This is a genomic window from Bradyrhizobium sp. 613_E4_N2_2 (assembly GCF_052075995.1).
GTDB classification, from domain to species: Bacteria; Pseudomonadota; Alphaproteobacteria; order Rhizobiales; family Xanthobacteraceae; genus Bradyrhizobium; species Bradyrhizobium barranii.
Genome location: NZ_CP197234.1, coordinates 5,032,147 through 5,051,051, shown reverse-complemented (window position 1 = coordinate 5,051,051; position 18,905 = coordinate 5,032,147). Strand labels below are relative to the sequence as shown.

At 63.8% G+C, this 18,905-nt stretch carries 14 protein-coding genes; 6 read left to right on the top strand and 8 right to left on the bottom strand.

The genetic code is table 11. The features are described from left to right. Nucleotides 1–59: 59 nt before the first annotated feature. The 3 genes from AB7290_RS24420 to lptF are packed head-to-tail and all read right to left on the bottom strand — an operon-like array spanning nt 60 to nt 4,809. Nucleotides 60–2,546 carry an LPS-assembly protein LptD gene (locus AB7290_RS24420; protein WP_085402863.1) on the bottom strand — a complete coding sequence of 829 codons (2,487 nt, stop codon included), beginning with the start codon at nt 2,544–2,546 and terminating at the stop codon, nt 60–62. Continuing rightward, on the bottom strand, nt 2,546–3,643 hold the full coding sequence (lptG, locus tag AB7290_RS24415) for an LPS export ABC transporter permease LptG (RefSeq protein ID WP_063983680.1): 1,098 nt from the start codon (nt 3,641–3,643) through the stop codon (nt 2,546–2,548). The genes AB7290_RS24420 and lptG overlap by 1 nt, the downstream gene beginning before the upstream one ends. Further along, entirely contained in the window at nt 3,640–4,809 is a 1,170-nt protein-coding gene (gene lptF / locus AB7290_RS24410; RefSeq protein ID WP_085402864.1) for an LPS export ABC transporter permease LptF, read from the bottom strand. Before lptF ends, lptG begins: the two co-directional genes overlap by 4 nt. Nucleotides 4,810–5,150: 341 nt before the next feature. On the opposite strand from lptF, the gene AB7290_RS24405 reads away from it, so the two are divergent. From AB7290_RS24405 to AB7290_RS24380, 6 genes are all read left to right on the top strand, one after another. Next, nucleotides 5,151–6,650, top strand: coding sequence for a leucyl aminopeptidase (locus AB7290_RS24405; protein WP_085402865.1), 1,500 nt, complete (start codon nt 5,151–5,153; stop codon nt 6,648–6,650). Nucleotides 6,651–6,656: 6 nt separating this feature from the next. Further along, the gene (locus tag AB7290_RS24400) at nt 6,657–7,109 is read left to right on the top strand and encodes a DNA polymerase III subunit chi (protein ID WP_014495779.1); all 453 of its coding nucleotides are present in this window, start codon (nt 6,657–6,659) and stop codon (nt 7,107–7,109) included. A gap of 166 nt (nt 7,110–7,275) precedes the next feature. After that, entirely contained in the window at nt 7,276–7,764 is a 489-nt protein-coding gene (locus AB7290_RS24395; protein WP_201266216.1) for a hypothetical protein, read from the top strand. A gap of 483 nt (nt 7,765–8,247) precedes the next feature. Continuing rightward, on the top strand, nt 8,248–11,097 hold the full coding sequence (locus tag AB7290_RS24390; RefSeq protein WP_085402867.1) for a beta strand repeat-containing protein: 2,850 nt from the start codon (nt 8,248–8,250) through the stop codon (nt 11,095–11,097). A 27-nt stretch (nt 11,098–11,124) separates the two neighbouring features. Next, nucleotides 11,125–13,257 (top strand): type I secretion system permease/ATPase, encoded by a 2,133-nt coding sequence (locus AB7290_RS24385; RefSeq protein ID WP_441254018.1) that lies wholly within the window; start codon nt 11,125–11,127, stop codon nt 13,255–13,257. After that, nucleotides 13,244–14,692, top strand: a complete 1,449-nt coding sequence (locus AB7290_RS24380) for an HlyD family type I secretion periplasmic adaptor subunit (protein WP_085402869.1) — start codon at nt 13,244–13,246, stop codon at nt 14,690–14,692. The genes AB7290_RS24385 and AB7290_RS24380 overlap by 14 nt, the downstream gene beginning before the upstream one ends. Before the next feature lie 106 nt (nt 14,693–14,798). Here the strand turns inward: AB7290_RS24380 and AB7290_RS24375 are convergent, their stop codons facing one another. The 5 genes from AB7290_RS24375 to AB7290_RS24355 form a co-directional block, all read right to left on the bottom strand. Then, nucleotides 14,799–16,661: an ABC-F family ATP-binding cassette domain-containing protein gene (locus tag AB7290_RS24375; RefSeq protein ID WP_085402870.1), complete on the bottom strand. Its 1,863-nt coding sequence runs from the start codon at nt 16,659–16,661 to the stop codon at nt 14,799–14,801. A 57-nt stretch (nt 16,662–16,718) separates the two neighbouring features. Further along, entirely contained in the window at nt 16,719–16,892 is a 174-nt protein-coding gene (locus tag AB7290_RS24370; RefSeq protein WP_166096073.1) for a hypothetical protein, read from the bottom strand. Nucleotides 16,893–17,108: 216 nt separating this feature from the next. Beyond that, nucleotides 17,109–17,363, bottom strand: coding sequence for a hypothetical protein (locus AB7290_RS24365; RefSeq protein WP_014495771.1), 255 nt, complete (start codon nt 17,361–17,363; stop codon nt 17,109–17,111). 257 nt (nt 17,364–17,620) lie between these two features. Next, nucleotides 17,621–18,166 (bottom strand): hypothetical protein, encoded by a 546-nt coding sequence (locus tag AB7290_RS24360; protein WP_354115639.1) that lies wholly within the window; start codon nt 18,164–18,166, stop codon nt 17,621–17,623. After that, the gene (locus tag AB7290_RS24355; protein WP_085402871.1) at nt 18,141–18,782 is read right to left on the bottom strand and encodes a DUF5343 domain-containing protein; all 642 of its coding nucleotides are present in this window, start codon (nt 18,780–18,782) and stop codon (nt 18,141–18,143) included. Before AB7290_RS24355 ends, AB7290_RS24360 begins: the two co-directional genes overlap by 26 nt. Between the last annotated feature and the right edge of the window lie 123 nt (nt 18,783–18,905).

Below are 18,905 nucleotides of genomic sequence, written 5' to 3'. Positions count from 1 at the left end.
TCGCATGTCAGCCGGGATGAGCTCGCGATCGGGAGAGCCCGGCCGTCATTTCAGACGGTTCATTGGTAGCCGGCGGACGAGCTGGACCCGGTCGAGGTCGCCAGCGTGCGCAGGCCGATCTGGAACATGAACGCGTGGTTCAGCACGGGCGGCGCCGTGCCCGCAGAGTAACTATACGAAGTTACATAGTTCACGCCGAGCACGAAGCAATCGTCGACATAGCCCGCTCCGAGCACATACTGGTTGATCTTGTTGGCCTCGAGGTCCCAGCGCGCCGAGCCGGTCACCACCCAATTGGCCGCGACCTTGATCGAGCCCGAGGTCAGGATGCCCTCGCGCCGCGTCAGATAGCCGAGCTCCGGCTGCTCGGCGTAATTGCCGTACATCATGCTGACCGACCAGCGATTGAAGTTGGCGCGGCCTTCCGCCTCGAAGCGCTGCACGTTCCAGGTCTGCTCGTCCATGCGGGAGCGGACGCTGAACGTGTAGGTGCTGTTGGGTGAGTAGCTGGCGCTCGCCACGTAATCCGAGCGCGGCTTGTCGAGGCCGGAATCAAGGCCGGTGTTGATGGTGTCCTGGACCGTGTAGGAGTTCAGGCCGAACAGCTGGTAGGACTGGCCGAACAGCACCTTGACGGCGCCGCCCTTGTCGAACTGCGTGGTGGACTGCACGCCGACATTGGCGCGGCCGCCGCCCTCGGCGCGGTCGTAACCGGAGAACTTGTCGACGCTGAACAGGTTCGAGGTGTCGAACACCATGCTCTGGGCGTCCTCGTTCGGGAACTTGCCGGCATAGGGCTCGTTCGGCCGGATGATGACCTGCGCGATCGGCTCGATGGTGGTCGAGCCCCAGGGCTGAACGTTGATGAAGGGATAGCGGTATTCGAGGCCGACGGTCGGCATCAGGCGGAACGCCTGGGTGTCGCCGACCGGCAGGTAGTTCGACACGCCCGGCTGGTTGGAGATCGAGGCGTTGATCGCGTCGGCGCGGAGGCTGGCGAACGGCGTCCAGATCTCGCCGAACGGGTCGGTGTAGGACTTGCGCCACTGCGCTTCCGCCGTGAGGCGGGTGTAGGTGCCGGGGACGCCGCGCAGCAAGCACTGCGACGGCGTGCGCGCGAGCGGATCGGCCGACGTCGTCGTGCACAGGCTGGCGGTATTGGCGAGCGTGGTGATCGGATCGAACACCGCCGTGTCACGCGACAGGTTCGTGAAGTTGGTCTTGTAGCTGAACTCGCCGCCGAACACCGGATAGTTGAGCACGTTCGAATAGTCGATCACGGGATAGACGATCGGCACCTGGCTCTGGTTGCCCGAGTAGCTCAGCCAGTACATCGTGCGCGCATCGAAGAAGCTGCGATTGCCGACGCCGGTCAGATAGAGCTGCGACAATGCGTCAGTCGGCAGATACAGGAACGAGCCCAGCGGATCGCGGTATTGCGACAAGCGGTAGTCCGAGAAGAAGTAGTAGTCGGACATGACGACGCCGTCCCAGCCCCAGACCCACTTGTCGTTCAGCGCGAACTGACCCTTGGTGTCGACGGCGCCGCGGAACTGGCGGTCGCCGGGCTGGCCGGCGAGTGCGCCGGGGTCGAGTTGGTCGATGCCGTAGACTCGGATCTGGTAGGCGCCGTCCATCAGGCGCTGGCGGTACTCGGCCTGGAACAGCACGCCCTGCCTGGAGGTGATGCGCGGGCTGAAGGTCATGTCCATATCGGGCGCGATCGCCCAGTAGAACGGAACTTCGACGCCGTAGCCGAACGGCGTGTTCGACGTGAAGCCCGGCATCAGGAAGCCGGTCTTGCGCTTCACGGTCGGGTCGGGCGTCGAGAAATAGGGCATGTAGGCGATCGGCACGCCGAAGAATTCGAGCTGTGCCGTCTCGAAATACAGCATCTTCTCCTGCTGGTCGTGGATGATGCGCGCACCCTTGACCTGCCACAGCGGCGGCTTCTTCGGATCGTCCTTACACGGCGCGCAGGCCGTGTAGACGCCGTTCTCGAACACCGTGTAGTTGCCGCTGGAGCGGTCGGCGCGGCTCGCGGCCATGCGGGTCTGGTCGGCGGTGTCGACGCGCAGCGAATCGACGAAACCGTCGCGGTAGTCGTCGGAGAGATCCAGGATCTCGGCATAGGTGATCTTGCCGTCGGCATCCGTCATGCGGACGTTGCCTTCGGCATGCAGCCGCTTGGTCTTCTGGTCGTAGATGACCTTGTCGGCCTCGACGCTGGTGCCGTTGTAGAACAGCTGGACGTTACCGACCGCGGAGACGCGCGAATTGTTGTAGTCGTAGTCGACCTCGGTCGCCTGAACCAGCATCTGGTTGTCGTTGGCGACCTTCGGCGGCTTCGCACGCGGCGGCAGCGGATTGTAGGTGAAGCTCTGAGCGGAGGCCGGCGTCACGGCCGCAACGTCCATCAGCCCGCCGAGCGACGCCACGGCGGCGACAGCCAGCAGGAGCCTGCGAATGGACAAGCCGTATCCGTTCGCGCGCACCACAGTACGCTGCGTCAAACGAGACACGAGCCCTCGATGGACGGCAGTCACTAACCGTCCTCCTGATACAACAAGGCCAAAAAGCCGGTGAGGCCGCCCACCACCGCGGGCAACCACGCCGCAGCGATCGGATGCATCAACTCAGCCTTGCTCAAGTCTTCAGTCACTTTCGACAAAACGTAGAGCAGAAAGCCTGCGCCCACGCCACTCAAAACCATCTTCTGCACGCCGCCCATCCGGAAGAAACGCAACGACACGGAAGCCGCCAGCATCACCATGGCGGCCAGCAAAAACGGCTGTGCCAGGAGCTTGTGATACTGGAGTCGATAGCCGGCTGTCGCGAAGCCCGAGCTCTCGGAGGAGCGGATGTAGCTCGGTAGTTGCCAAAAGGACACAGTCTCGGGTGTGGAAAAGCTGTTGCGGATCTGGGCTTCGGTCAGGGTCGTCGGAATCTCCAACGTCGCCTGGTCGATCGGCGGCGAATCCAGCGAGAAGCGGCGCACCGATTTGAACAGCCAGTGACCGGACTCCAGCGCCGCCTCGCGCGCCTCGATCCGCTCCTTGAAATGCCAGTCCGTATCGAATCGGAACAGGGTCAGGCCGGTCAGCCGGACGCCCTGCTGCTCGCTGCGCGCCGCGTTGATGATGACCTGGCCGTCATTGGTGACCTGGTTGAGCCAGAAGCCGGAGGCGTCCTGGATGCCGCCGCCGGGGGCCGAGCCGAACAGCTCGGCTTCCATGCGCTTGGACAGCTCGCGCAGGTTCGCCGACATCGGATTGTAGGCGACGGTGGCGATCACCCCGATCAGGAGCGCGCTGCCGAGAGCCGGCGAGATGAATTGCCACGCGGAGATTCCGGCGGCGCGCGCGACCACGAGCTCGAGCCGGCGGGAGAGGGCGAGATAGCAGGTCATGGCGCCGATCAGCATGCAGAACGGCGTCAGCTTCTCGAGCAATTGCGGGACCCGGAACAGCGAGGTCTCGGCCACCATGATCGCGGAGGCGGATGCGAGCCCTGAGGTCTTGCGCACCATCTCGATGTAGTCGACCAGCACCAGCAGCAGGAAGATGCCCGCGAACACGCCGAGCGCCGCGACGACGAAGCGTCCGGCGAAATAGCGCCCGAGGGTGTTGGTGAGCATGCTCATGCGGCGGCCGGCCGTCCGAACAGCCGCGCGATGCGCGCGTTCGACCTGTTGATGGCCTCGATGAGGCGGGGCGGCGGCTCGACCACGATGCCGCCGATGATCAACCACAGCCCGACGCCGATGGCGCCAAGGACCATCGCGTACTGGAACAGCACCGGGCCAGGCGATTTCACCGCCATCACCGAGCAGGCGAATCCTGCCATGCGCAGGCCGAACACGGCGATCACCGAGCCGCCGATCGAGAAGTTGCGGCTTTGGCGCGTGGTGCGCGGCGCGCCGAGGAAGGCGAAGGTGAGCACGGCAAAGGCGAAGGGATAGATCGGCGCCAGCAGGCTGTCGTGCAGAGCCGAGCGGAACTGGCCGGGAATCTGCTTGTAGACCGGATCGTCCTCGGACGGGGAGAACAGCTCCCAGAGATAGCGCTCGCGGATGCCGAGGGTGACGTCGTGACCCTGGCCCGAGAATTTCGACATGTCGAAGCCGTAGCGGCCGAACGCCACCAGCGCGGGATCGCGCTTGCCGGCCTCGAAGCGCTGCAGATTACCGTCCTTGAGCACCAGGAACGAGCCGTTGTCGTTCTTCACGACCTCGCCATGCTCGGCGACGATCGAGACGCGCTCGTTGGGATCGCGGCGATCGTCGATGAAGATCCCGGCGAGGATGCCACCGGGCTGGCGTTCGCGGATCCGGATCGTCAGGTTCTTGTCGAGCTGGGCGAACCGGCCGGGCTGGAGGATGTTGGTGAGCACGTCGGCGGTGATCTCGGCGTCCCACTGCTTGATCCGCCGCATGCCGTCGGGGGCGAGATAGGCCGCGATGAAGGCGACCAGCAGCGCCACGACACAGGTGGCGTAGAAGAACGGATAGAACAGCCGGAACGGCGAGAAGCCGGCGGCATTCATCACGATGATCTCGGAATCGGTCGCGAGCTTGTTCAGCGTGTGCGAGATCGCGATCATCAGCGCGATCGGCGAGATGATCAGGACCAGTGCCGGCACGACGAGGCTGGTGATGCCGAGGAAGGTCAGGATGGTCTGACCCTGGCTCGTCATCAGGTCGATGCCGCGCAACGCCTGCGTAATCCAGATCACGCCGGTGAGGCTGACCAGGACCAGCGCAAACGACGCCAGCGTCGTGCGGAAGATATACCTATCGATTGACCCCATGCGCTACCGCACGAATCCCCACCAGCGCCCCAATGCAGGCCGGAAGTCCGGCTGCCCAACCAATCCCCGATCAGGGGATCCCCAAGGTCGGCCAACCACCTCTACCACCGGCTTACTCTCTCACTACCATCCCTTTGATCCATCAACAAAATGGCTGCCCCGTGGCGCCGTCAATATATGGTTAATATTTCCTTCGTTGTGGCCCGGCGGCCACGGGGGTGCTTGGCAGCTGCCGGGCCGGTGGCCCATAGTGGGGAAAGTCCAGTGAATCGTCGTTCAGCTCCGGCCCGTGGCCGGGTCCGCCCAGCGACGAAAAGCCCGATGTTTTGAAGGAGTTACCCATGTCCGATGCCATCAAGGTCGGCTTTGTCCCGCTGTCTGCTGCCGCCCGTGGCATTCTGGTCGTGTTCTGCGACGACACTCTGAAGCTCGGTCCGGCGACGGCCAAGGCACTCGGCGGCGCCACTGAGCTGGTCAAGCGGGCGGCCTCCGCCGCCGGCTTCAAGGGCAAAAGCGGCGCCGCGCTGGACGTCCTGGCACCGGAGGGGCTGAAGGCCTCCCGCCTGGTCGTGATCGGCGCCGGCAAGGCGGCGAGCCTGAAGGCGAACGACTTCCTCAAATTCGGCGGCGTGGCGGCGAGCAAGCTTTCGGCCGCGGCCGCTGCCATGACCATCATCGCGGAACTTCCTGATGGCGCCATGACCAGCGAGCAGGCGGTTGCGATCGCCTCGGGCCTGCGGCTGCGCGCCTACAAGTTCGATCGCTACAAGACGAAAAAGAAAGACGGCGAGGAGGGCGGCTTGCGCGCCGACGTCTCGCTTGCGGTCGGCGATGCCACCGCGGCGAAGAAGGCGTTTGCCTCGGCCGGCCATGTCGTCGACGGCGTGATCATCGCGCGCGACCTCGTCAACGAGCCGCCGAACGTGCTTTTCCCCGAGGAGTTCGCGCGCCGCGCGGGGCTGCTCCGCAAGCTCGGCGTCAAGGTCGAGGTGCTCGACGTCAAGGCGATGGACAAGCTCGGCATGGGCGCGCTGCTCGGCGTCGGCCAGGGCTCGTCGCGGCCGAGCCGCACCGTGATCATGCGCTGGGACGGCGGCAAGAAGGGCGAGGCACCGGTCGCCTTTGTCGGCAAGGGCGTTTGCTTCGACACCGGCGGCATTTCGATCAAGCCGGCCGGCAGCATGGAGGACATGAAGGGCGACATGGGCGGTGCCGCCTGCGTCGTCGGCCTGATGCACGCGCTCGCCGCGCGCAAGGCCAAGGCCAACGTGGTCGGCGCCATTGGCCTCGTCGAGAACATGCCCGACGGCAATGCGCAGCGGCCGGGCGACATCGTCACCTCGATGTCGGGCCAGACCATCGAGATCATCAACACCGACGCCGAAGGCCGCCTCGTGCTCGCCGACGTGCTCTGGTACGTGGCCAAAAAGACCAAGCCGAAATTCATGGTGGATCTGGCGACGCTGACCGGCGCGATCATGGTCGCGCTCGGCACCGAGCATGCCGGCATGTTCTCCAACAATGACGAGCTCGCCGACCGTCTGCTCGCGGCCGGCATCGAGAGCGGAGAGAAAGTCTGGCGCATGCCGCTCGGCCCCGAATATGACAAGCTGATCGATTCCCAGTTCGCCGACATGAAGAACACCGGCGGCCGCCATGGCGGCTCGATCACCGCGGCGCAGTTCCTCCAGCGCTTCGTCGACGGCACGCCCTGGGCGCATCTCGACATCGCCGGCACCGCGATGGGCGTGCCGAAGACCGACATCAACCAGAGCTGGGGAAGCGGTTACGGTGTGCGTTTGCTCGACCGTCTGGTCGCCGACCACTACGAGCGCAAATGATCTGAGATGACCGAAGTCCTTTTCTACCATCTGCAAAACATGACGGTGGAGAACGTGTTGCCGCCGCTTCTCGAGAAATCGCTCGAGCGCGGCTGGCGCGTCGTGGTGCAGTCGACCTCGCCGGAGCGCGCCGACGCGCTCGACGCGCATCTATGGACCTATCGCGACGATTCCTTCCTGCCGCACGCGACATGGCGCGTGAACGATGCCGCCGATCAGCCGATCGTGCTGGCGATCGAGGAGGACAATCCCAACGGCGCCAATGTCCGCTTCCTGGTCGACAACGCCGCGCTGCCGCAGGACGCGCAGGGCTATGAACGCATGGTGCTGCTGTTCAACGGCGACGATCCGGATGCGCTGGCGTTTGCCCGGAGCGCCTGGACGGATTGCAAGGCGCGGGGATTTGATGTCACCTATTGGCAGGCCGACGAACGGGGCCGTTGGCAGCGCCGGAATTAGCGGTCGTTTGCAATTAATGATAATTTGCACTTTTCGGGCGATGCTGGCTTTTGTCACCTTCGTGCCGCAAAGTGATGTTGGGACAATCGCTTAGGGCCGGTCCTTCATGCGGGGAATTTAGTTTATCGTGCGACATCAAAAGCTTCCCAGCTCGCTCATAGTTGCGTTGGTTGCCGTAGCACCGCTGCTCGCGGGCTGCTCGGGGACCGACCTGTTGTCCAAGGATGCCCAGTGGTTCAACACGCCGAGCCGCCTGTTCATCAAGAGCATCTCAATCGAATCACCACCATTGACCCCCGACAAGCCCGTGACGGCCGAGGATCTGGTCAGCGCCGACGGCGCCTGTCCCGGCATGACGCCGCCCCCCGGGCCGGCTGACGCCAATGCTTCGACGACGGCGCCGGCGCCCATGGGCGGCACGGTCGCCCTCGGTCACACCGAATGCGATGTGGTGCGCGGCATCGGGGCGCCCTCGACCGTCAACCTCTCCAGTGATTCCGCCGGTCGGCGCGTTGCCGTGGTCACCTGGAGCACCGGTCCGCGCGCGGGCATCTACACCTTCACGTCCGGCCGTCTGTCCTCGATCGAGGGCACGCCGGAAGCGCCTGTCATGCCGAAGGCGACCAAGCCGAAGCCGAAGAAGAAGTCGGCGTAAGCCGAACTCTCGCGTCCCGGACGCGCTGCAGCGCCATCAGCGCGTCCACGCGCGTCTTCGGCGCGCTATGCGCTGCTGCGCAGAGCCGGGACCTGGTCTCTCTCGATCCAGTCTCTCTCGATCATGAGCCCCGGCTCAGCAGCGCACCACTATCGTGCTGCGCTGTGTCCGGGGCACGAGAGCAACGATCGAATTCGCCATCTCATCAAAACGAATGCGTCGTCACTTCGAGCTGTGGCTTCTGCGCGCGCATCAATGTGTTGGTGGGACTCGCGCGCGCCTTCGAAAGTCACGCTGCCGTTATACGTGATCGGCAATTCGTGATGTGAGAGCGTTTGCATCCGCTGTCGAAATCAGCCCGGAGGAAAACTGGAGGAAATCTCCAGAATAATCACGCGTGTCTAAAGCAGTGCTTCAAGTAAGACATCCGCACCACTGCTACGCATCGAGAGGAGGGGCTAGATCGATCGAAGGAATATTTGGATGTCTACTACCTCTGTTTTCTCCCCGGTTACGGGCCAGCTCACCATTTTCGGCGATAGCGCCAATAACGGCGTCGTGATCAGCCGCGACAAGTCGGGCCGCATTCTCATCAATAACGGGCAGGTGAAGACGATCGGTGGCGATCCCACTGTGGCCAACACCAATGAGATCGACATCTTCGGTCAGGGCGGCGACGACACGATCACCGTTAACGAATCCAACGGCCCGATGCCCGCGGTGCACATTTTCGGCGGCGACGGCAATGACAGGATCACGGGCGGCTCAGGTGCCGATTTGCTGTTTGGGCAGGCCGGCGACGACACGATCAAGGGCGGCGGCGGCAACGATCTGCTGTTTGGCGGCGCGGGGAACGACACGCTGGACGGCGGCAGCGGCGACAACCAGTTGTTCGGCGAAGCGGGCAACGACCTCATGATCTGGAATCCGGGGGGCGGCACCAACCTGTTCGAGGGCGGTGACGGCAACGACACCGCGCAGGTCAACGGAAGCAATGACCCGGAGACGTTCACGATCACGGCGAACGGCACGCGCGTGCGATTCGACGGGACAGGCGCCGCGCCATTTTCGCTCGACATCGGCACGACGGAGAATCTTGTGCTGCACGCCGGCGGCGGCGACGACGTCATCACCGCAAGCAATGGACTCGCCAGCCTGATCTCGCTGACGCTCGACGGCGGCGCCGGCAACGACAGGATCACCGGGGGCGACGGCAACGACCTCCTGATCGGCGGCAGCGGCGACGACATCGTCAATGGCGGACGCGGCAACGACGTCGCGCAATTAGGCACGGGCGACGACACCTTCATCTGGAATCCCGGCGACGGCAGCGACACGGTCGAAGGCGGATCGGGCAACGACAAGCTGCTGTTCAACGGAGCCAACATCAACGAGACCATCGACATCTCGGCCAATGGTGGCCGGGTGCGCTTCACCCGCGACGTCGCCAACATCACGATGGACCTCAACAGCATCGAGCAGATCGAATTCGATGCACGCGGCGGCGCCGACAACATCACCGTCGGCGATCTCTCCGGGACCGGCGTCAAGCAGGTGCTGGTCGATCTCGGAGCCGTTCCCGGCGGCACGCAAGGCGACGGCGCGGCCGACACGGTGACCGTCAACGGCACTAACGGCGGCCAGCACATCGAGGTCACGTCCAACGGGACGACCGTGACGGTGACGGGCCTGCCCGAAGTCGTGACGATCGCGAATGCGGAAGCTGCCAACGACCGGCTGGTGATCCAGGCGCTCGGCGGCAACGACGTCATCGATGCATCGCTACTTGCTGCGGCGATTGGGCTGACCATCGACGGCGGCGCGGGCAACGATACCATCACCGGCAGTCAGGGCGCCGACACCCTGATCGGCGGCGACGGAAACGATAAGGTCACCGGTGGCCGCGGCAACGACGTCGCTCTTCTCGGCGCAGGCGACGACCTCTTCACGTGGAATCCCGGTGATGGTAGCGACACCGTCGAAGGTGGCGCGGGAACGGATACGCTGGTGTTCAACGGCTCCAACGTCGCCGAGAACATGTCGATCTCGGCGAATGGCGGCCGCGCGCTTCTCACCCGCGACGTCGGCGCCATCACCATGGATCTCAACGGCGTCGAGCATGTGCAGATCGCTGCCGCCGGCGGCGCCGACAACATCACCGTCAACGATCTCTCCGGCACCGGCGTCACGCAGGTGGCGATCGACCTCAGTGCCGGCCCCGGCAGCCAGAGTGGTGACGGTGCGGCAGATCGTGTGACCGTGAACGGCACCGCAGGCGATGACAATATCTCGATCACGACCTCTGGCGGATCGATCGTTGTCAACGGCCTTGCGGCGCAGGTGACCATCGCTCACGCCGATGCCGGTGACGTCCTGACCGTCAACGGCGGAGGCGGTAACGACGTCATCAATGCCTCGTCCATCAAGGCGGGGCAGCCGTTCAGCCTCAACATCAACGGCGGTGACGGCAACGACACCATCACCGGCAGTGCCGGCAATGACATTGTGAACGGCGGCCGTGGCAACGACGTTGCCAATCTCGGCGCCGGCGATGATACCTTCGTCTGGAATCCCGGCGACGGCAGCGACATTGTCGAAGGCGGCAAGGGCACCGATACGCTGTTGTTCAACGGCGCCAACATCAACGAGAACATCAACATCTCGGCCAATGGCGGCCGGGTGCTGTTCACCCGCGATGTTGCTGCCATCGCGATGGACCTGAACGGCGTCGAGCATATCAACTTCAACGCCCTCGGTGGTGCCGACAACATCACGGTTGGCGACCTCTCCGGGACCGGCGTGAATCAGGTCAACCTCGACCTCGGCGCCAATGACGGCGCCGCGGATACGGTGACGATCAACGGAACCAGCGGCAGCGACGTCATCACGGTGACCGAGCACGACGGCATCATTACGGTGTCGGGGCTTGGCCAGGACATCAACATCACCGATGCCGGCACAGGCGACAGGATCGTGATCAACGGCCTCGATGGCGACGACGTCATCACGGCCTCCGGTCTGCACGGAGGCATCCAGCTCGTCGCCAATGGCGGCAATGGCGATGACGTCCTGATCGGCAGCCCCGGCAACGACACGCTCGCGGGCGGTGCGGGTGACGACGTGCTGATCGGTGGCGGCGGACAGGACGTCCTCGACGGTGGCCCCGGCAACAACGTCGTCATCAACGGGGGCGGGGCGATGGCGGCCGCGATGCTGCTCAACCAGGCCATGGCGGCAAACCTCGTTCCGGCAGGTGACGGTCACGGCGAGATGCCATTGCCCGATCCGCACGCGGCACAGAGCCAGACCCTCGCACCGCCGCAGCACGCCTGACGCTTAACTCCGGCCCGGAGAACGCCCATGACCACGAACGCGGTCTCGACCGATACGGGGTTGGACGCGCTGCTCACCCTGCTGCATTTGCAGGGTGTTGCGGCCGACCGCGACCAGCTCAGGCACCGGACCGGAACGGCTATCTTTGGCGCAGCAGAGATCATCCGCTGCGCCAAATCTCTCGGCCTCAAGGCACGAACCTATCGAACGCAGTGGAGTCGTCTTTCGGGGAGCCCGCTGCCGGCGATCGCGATGCTGCGCGACGGCAGCTTCATGGTCATCGCGAAAGCCTCCGCCGACAAGGTGCTGGTGCAATCGCCGCAGGCACAGCGCCCGGTGCTGATGGAGCGCGACGAGCTGTGCGCGATCTGGGACGGCGGACTGATCCTGATGGCCCGGCGCGCCGGGCTCTCCGACCTCGGACGCCATTTCGACATCACCTGGTTCATCGGCGCGATCGGCAAGTACCGGCGGCTGTTCGGCGAGGTGCTGGCCGCCTCGTTCTTTCTGCAGCTCTTCGCGCTGGTCTCGCCGCTGTTCTTCCAGGTCGTGATCGACAAGGTGCTGGTGCATCGCTCGCTGTCCACGCTCGACGTGCTCGTCATCGGTCTCGTCGTCGTCTCCCTGTTCGACACGGTGCTGGGTATCCTGCGCAATTATCTGTTTGCGCATACGACCAACCGCATGGACGTGGAGCTGGGGGCGCGGCTGTTCCACCACCTTCTGGCATTGCCGATGGCCTGGTTTCAGGCGCGGCGCGTCGGCGATTCCGTGGCGCGGGTTCGCGAGCTCGAGAACATCCGCAATTTCATCACCAGCTCGTCGCTGACGCTGCTCATCGACCTGTTCTTCACCTCGGTATTCCTGGCGGTGATGTTCGCCTATTCGCCGTTGATGAGCTGCATCGTGCTGGCATCGTTCCCGTTCTACATCGCGATCTCGGCGGTGGCGACGCCGCTGTTTCGGCGCAAGCTGGACGAGAAATTCCGCCGCGGCGCCGAGAACCAGGCCTTCCTCGTCGAAAGCGTCAGCGGCATCGAGACGCTTAAGGCGATGGCGGTCGAGCCGCAGATGCAGCGCCGGTGGGAAGAGCAGCTCGCCGGCTATGTCTCGGCGAGTTTCGGCGTCACCAGCCTCGGCAACACCGCAAGCCAGCTCGTCCAGTTCGTCAGCAAGGTCGTCACAGCCGCCATTCTCTATGTCGGCGCGCGCCTCGTGATCGGCGACGCATTGACCGTCGGCGAGCTCGTAGCCTTCAACATTTTTGCGGGGCGCGTTTCGGCGCCGGTGCTGCGGCTGGCCCAGGTCTGGCAGGATTTTCATCAGGCGCGGCTCTCGATCGCGCGGCTTGGCGACATCCTCAACAGCGCGGCAGAGCCGGCTTATTCGGCGGCGCGCGCGGGGCTGCCGCCGATCCGGGGCAATATCCGGTTCGAGCACGTGTCGTTCCGCTACCGGCTCGATGGGCCGGAAATCCTGCATGACGTCTCCTTCGATGTTCCGGCCGGGCAAACCGTCGGCATCGTCGGATCGTCGGGCTCGGGCAAGAGCACGTTCGCCAAGCTGGTGCAGCGGCTCTACGTTCCGCAAGGCGGCCGCGTGCTGATCGACGGAATGGATCTTGTGATGACCGATCCGGCCTGGCTCCGCCGTCAGATCGGCGTGGTGCTCCAGGACAACATGCTGTTCAACCGTTCGGTGCGCGACAACATCGCGCTGGCCGATCCGACCCTGCCAATGGACCGCGTCATGGACGCAGCAAAACTTGCTGGCGCGCATGATTTCATTCTGGAGCTTCCAGAAGGCTACGACACTGTCGTCGGCGAGCGCGGCTCGACGCTCTCGGGCGGGCAGCGCCAGCGCATCGCGATCGCCCGCGCATTGGTGACCAATCCCCGCATCCTGATCTTCGATGAAGCGACCAGCGCGCTCGACTATGAAAGCGAGCGGATCATCCATGAGAACATGAAGGAGATCGCGAGGGGCCGCACCGTTCTGATCATCGCGCATCGGCTGTCCACCGTTCGCGGCGCCGATCGCATCTTCACGCTGGAGCGCGGCCGTCTGGTCGAGGACGGCACGCATGACGCGTTGATCAAGACCGGTGGCCGATACGCGGCCCTGCATCGTCTCCAGGGAGGGATCTATGAGGTCGGCTAGCGCGGTGCCGGCCCCGCGGCCGGAGCAGACCGTCGTTCCCTTCCGGAAAGCGAAGGGGCGGCGCACGGAAGAGATCGCCTTCCTGCCCGCGGCGCTGGAGATTGCCGAGGCGCCACCGTCACCGATCGGCCGGGCCATCGCGATCGCCCTGATGCTCCTTGTCTGCGCGGCACTCGCGTGGTCGGCATGGGGCACGATCGACATCGTGGCGTCCGCTACCGGGAAGGTGGTGTCGAGCGGGCGAAGCAAGGTGGTCCAGCCGTTCGAGACCGGGGTGGTGCGCGCCATCCACGTGCAGGACGGGCAGGCGGTCAAATCGGGCGACGTGCTGATCGAGCTCGATCCGACCGTGAATGCCGCGGAGCGCGATCACCTGCATGACGATCTCATGGCCGAACGGCTCAATATGGCGCGTCTCCGCGCCGCATTGGCAAGCGGCGAAGATGCCTCCACCGATCTCGTCCCGCCTTCGGATGCCGATCCCTCGCTGGTCGCGACACAGCGGCAGCTTCTTGCCAATCAGGTCAGCGAGCATCGCGCCAAATTGGCGTCGCTTGCGCGCCAGCAGGCGCAGAAGGAGGCCGAGCATCAGACCATTGCGGCGACGATCCACAAGCTGGATGCGTTGCTCCCCGTCACCCAGCAGCGCGTCGATATCCGCAAGATTCTGATGGAGAAGGAAATCGGCTCGAAGCTGACCTATTACGAGACCCTTCAGCTCCAGATCGAGCAGCAGGAGGAGCTTCGCGTCCAGAGCAGCCATCTGAAGGAAGCCGAGGCAGCCGTCGCCGCGATCCGGGAGACCCGCACCCAGGCCGTGGCGGAGTATCGCAAGAGCCTGTCCGACGAACTCGCCAAGAGCGAGCAGAAAGCCAATGGCGTCGCGCGCGATCTGATCAAGGCGCAGCAGCGGACCCGGCTGCAGCAGCTGACCTCGCCGGTCGACGGCGTCGTGCAGCAGCTTGCGGTCCACACCGTGGGCGGCGTGGTCACGCCCGCGCAATCGCTGCTGGTGATCGTGCCATCGGATACGCGGCTCGAGGTCGAGGCGATGATCTCCAACCGCGACATCGGCTTCGTCGAGGCCGGGCAGGACGCCGCCGTAAAGATCGACACCTTCAACTTCACCCGCTACGGCCTGCTGGAGGGACGGGTGCTGAGCGTCTCGCAGGACGCCATCATCCGCGACCGTCCGCCGGGAAGCGACCGCGGCCTCGGGACGCAGCGCGACAGCAGCGAGCCCAACGGCCAGGAGTTGAGCTACAGCGCACGCGTCTCGCTCGATCGCACGCAAATGCAGGTGGACGATCGCCTCGTCAGCCTGTCACCGGGAATGGCCGTGACAGTGGAGATCAGGACCGGCTCGCGCACCATTTTGAGCTACCTGTTATCGCCATTGCAGCGCTACCGGCACGAGATCATGCGGGAACGCTGATGTTTGCTGATTAAGCTAGGCGTTTCAACGGCTTGAGTGGTCTCGCCGACGCTCCGGCCGCAACAGCCCCGCTACTGTGCATGGGGTTGTTTTTCAGATTTTGAGTCTAGCCCGCCGCTTCGTCGAACTGCGTGCTCGCCTCCAGCCACTGTTCCTCCGCACGTGCCAGCGCGTCGGCGGCGTTGGCGCGCGCCTTCGACAGTTGCGCGGCCTGCTTGGGATCCTTGGTGAAGATGTCGGGCAGGGCGAGCGCGGTGTCGATCTTGGTGATGATCTCGCTGACGCGGGCGATCTCGCTCTCGGCTTCCGCGATGCGCTTCTTCAGCGAGCCACGATTGTCCGATCTCGGGCGCTGCGGCTTCTCGCTCGCGGCGCTACGCTCGCGCGGGGCGGGCTCGCCATTGCGCGCCGACAGCACCAGGCGGCGATACTCGTCGAGGTCGCCGTCGTAATTGGTCACGGTCCGGTCGGCGACGATCCAGAGTTGGTCGGCGCAGGACTCAATCAGATAGCGGTCGTGCGAAACCATGATGACGGCGCCGGGGAATTCGTTGATCGCCTCCGCAAGCGCAGCGCGGCTGTCGATGTCGAGATGGTTGGTCGGCTCGTCCAGAATGATCATGTTGGGGCCGAAGAAGGTCGCCAGCCCCAGCAGCAAGCGCGCCTTCTCGCCGCCGGACAATTTCCCGACCTTGGTATCGGCCGCCTTGCCGGAGAATCCGATGGCGCCGGCGCGTGCGCGCACCTTGGCCTCGGGCGCTTCACCCATAAGCTTGCGGACGTGGTCGTAGGTCGAGGCATCCTCGTTCAATTCGTCGAGCTGGTGCTGGGCGAAATAGGCAATCGAGAGCTTGTCGGCACGCGTCACCTTGCCCGAGAACGGTGCGAGGCGGCCCGCGAGCAGTTTCACCAGCGTCGACTTGCCGTTGCCGTTGGAACCAAGGAGCGCGATGCGGTCGTCATTGTCGACGCGCAAGGTGACGCGGTTAAGCACGGGCGTGTTCGGATCGTAGCCGACCACGACGTTGTCAGCGGCGATGATCGGCGGCGACAGGATTTTCTCTGGCGCGGGAAAGCTGATTTCGCGCACGTCCTGGGTGACCAGCGCCGTGATCGGCTTCAGCCGCTCCAGCATTTTTACGCGAGACTGCGCCTGGCGCGCTTTCGAGGCCTTGGCCTTGAAGCGGTCGACGAAGGCCTGCAGCCGCGCGCGCTCGGCCTCCTGGCGCTTGACCGCCTTGGCATCGAGCAGCTCGCGCATGGCCCGTTGCTCCTCGAAGGAGGAATAGGTGCCTTTGTAGAGCGTGAGCTTGCCGCGCTCCAGATGCAGGATCTGGTCGACCGAGCTTTCCAGCAGGTCGCGGTCATGGCTGATCACGATCACCGTGCGCGGATAATGCGCAAGGTGATCCTCGAGCCACAGCGTGCCTTCGAGGTCGAGATAGTTGGTGGGCTCGTCGAGCAGCAGGAGGTCAGGGGCGGCGAACAGCGTGGCGGCGAGCGCGACGCGCATGCGCCAGCCGCCGGAGAATTCGGCGCAGGGGCGAAGCTGGTCGGTGGCGGAGAAGCCGAGGCCGGACAGGATCGCGGCCGCGCGGCTCGGCGCCGAATGGGCGTCGATGTCGACGAGGCGGGTCTGGATCTCGGCGATCCGGTGCGGGTCGGTAGCGCTCTCCGCTTCGTGAAGCAGCGCGTCGCGTTCGAGATCGGCCTTGAGCACGACGGAGATCAGGCTTTCGGGCCCGTTCGGGGCCTCCTGCGCGAGGCTGCCGACGCGCCAGCGTGGCGGCAGGGTGACCGTGCCGTGCTCGGCCGCCAGCTCGCCGCGGATCACCTTGAACAGGGTCGACTTGCCGGTGCCGTTGCGCCCGACCATGCCGACGCGCGCGCCGGGCGTGATCTGCACGGAACTCTGGTCAATCAGAAGGCGTCCGGCAAGGCGGATGGAGAGGTCGGTGATAGCAAGCATGCGGCCTTGTCACCGCAAGGCGCGTCGAACGCAACCCGTTTTTGCGTGAGCCTCACGTCAGTGCGAATCGCGGTCGCGCTGCTTCAACTCGTCGAGGAGCTGTTCGAGATGCGTCGGGAGCCGTGGTTCGGGGCGCAGGCTCTGCTGAAGCCGTTCGCCCACCGCATCGCAGATCGAGCGGCTGGTGCGCCGGTCGATCTGTTCGCTGTCATTGGCAAAAAGGCCAGCCATTGTGGGGTTCCGTGTTCTCAAAGTGATGACACGGTACCAAGTCCTTGGCCCCCCAAATGGTTTCGCCGCTCGCGGACATTGCCCGGCACTCTAGTAAAAATTGCATGAAGCCGGGCAATAGCCGCCCAAATACAAAGCCCCGGCGCAGGGGAACGCCGGGGCTTCGCTTGGAAGGTACCTGGGGGGCCTAGGTACCTCAGGAAGGTGCTGTCGGGCTCAGTAGCAGCGGTTGATCAGCCGCCAGCGGGGTCCCCAGGGGGTCGGGACCAGCCGGCGCACGTAGCAGCCGCCATAACCGTAGGAGACGGGGCCGCCGGCATAGAAGCGCGGTCCACCCCAGCCGTGATGCCAGCCACCGCCGCCGCCGTGCCAGCCCCAGCCGCCATGCCAGTGAGCGGAGGCGGAGGTCGGCGCCAGCGCGGCACCCAGCGCAACCGCGGCGACAGCGGCAAGCGAAAGTTTCCTCAACATGGTGATCTCCTAAAGACTGCCGGCGCGGGGCTATCGCGTCGATGGAAAGGCCGCCGAAACGGTCTGCCTGATGATCGGGCTTTCGGTTTCGATAGGCCCGACCTTACGCCGGCGAAGCTGAACCAAGCCCTGAACGGAGCCTTCAGATTGGGTTCATTTGGATGAACCGTGCAAAAACTTACTTAAGGCTAAGGTATTGGTTTAAAAGAGATTTACTTGGAACGTTTAGGGGGCAGCAGTGCTGGTGCTGTATGATATTAATTTTTCAAGCCGCTCTGATAGAGAAGCTCTTGCACCACGATCCGGATGTCGCCGAGCAGGGGCTGTATGTCTCCGCGCTTTGCCACGAAAAATCGATTATGAGCGGACTTGTCTCCGATGTCCTTGAGCTTCGGAAGCGCCGCTTTGAGATTTCTGCTGGGGCTCCACGAGCTGGTCGAAAGGGTGGCGTTGATCAGCTCTCTTAGAAATACGTAGTCTCCCGTCGATCCTTTGATTTCCGAGGAGGCTCCATGTTTTTCAAAAGTCTCGATCAGAAGCGTCTCGATCAAACGTCTGATCATGACGGCGCAAGCATCGTACCAACCCTTGTCGAAAGTTCCGTTGATCTGGTTCGCGATCAGAGAAATGTATGTTCGAGTACCTTTCGTTAGAGAGGTCATTAGAACGAGATGAGATTGAGCCTGCGCACCTTCCTCGGGCGGCCCGATTTCTCGATCGACATCGTCCCGAATTGCCTTTGAGGCTGCCAGCGCGTTCCGTAGAAAATTAGACAACTCAGCCCGCCGGGTTGCTCGCGCCATACAAATGCTTGGCCATGCTCTCAAATATCTTATCGATTTGTTCGGCCGAAGATTCTGGCGAAATGTGAATTTGAATGTCGATGTGCACAGCGGGGTGTTTCGCGCTGGGCGAGTTATGAGCAGCGATAGGGGGCGCCGCTGCTGGTGCGGCATGAAGCGGTCCTGTTGTCAGAACACTTGCGGTGCCACCGGAGGCGCCCAGATTTGATAAATCTGCTTCGTCCACAAGAGCTTTGAACGTTTGTACGGTTTGCTTCACTACCGCTTCGCCAGCTGTCGAGCTCGTACTGAAGACGTGGGTCAGGTCAGCTACGGATCGAGCATTTGCGTCCGGGTAGATCGCGAAAAGGTCCGCGTATCCCTGTCGGATAGCTTTTCCCAGTACGACGCGGTGATCTTGCCCTCGATACTCACTCCAAAGCGGCGTTGGGATGCCAGAGCCGTCCGTAAGTCCTATGAACTTAATCACGTTAATCATTCCGGCATCATTGCTCGACGTGAAGCCCAACGTCTTTAGATGCGCCGCCGTGAGTTTGGGCGGAATGCCAGTTGACCGGATCTTTTGAAGGAGACCTTTCAGCTTCCCTGTGACGAGCGTGTATGGATAGGTTGGCAACTTCGCTACTCCCCCAAGTTCGCTGCAAGAAAAATGCAACTTGCAGTGAGTTGCAAGGAAGTGAACGGGTATTTCGCGATTATCAACAGCGGGTTCGGTCGGTTACGGCAATGCGGCCGTTCA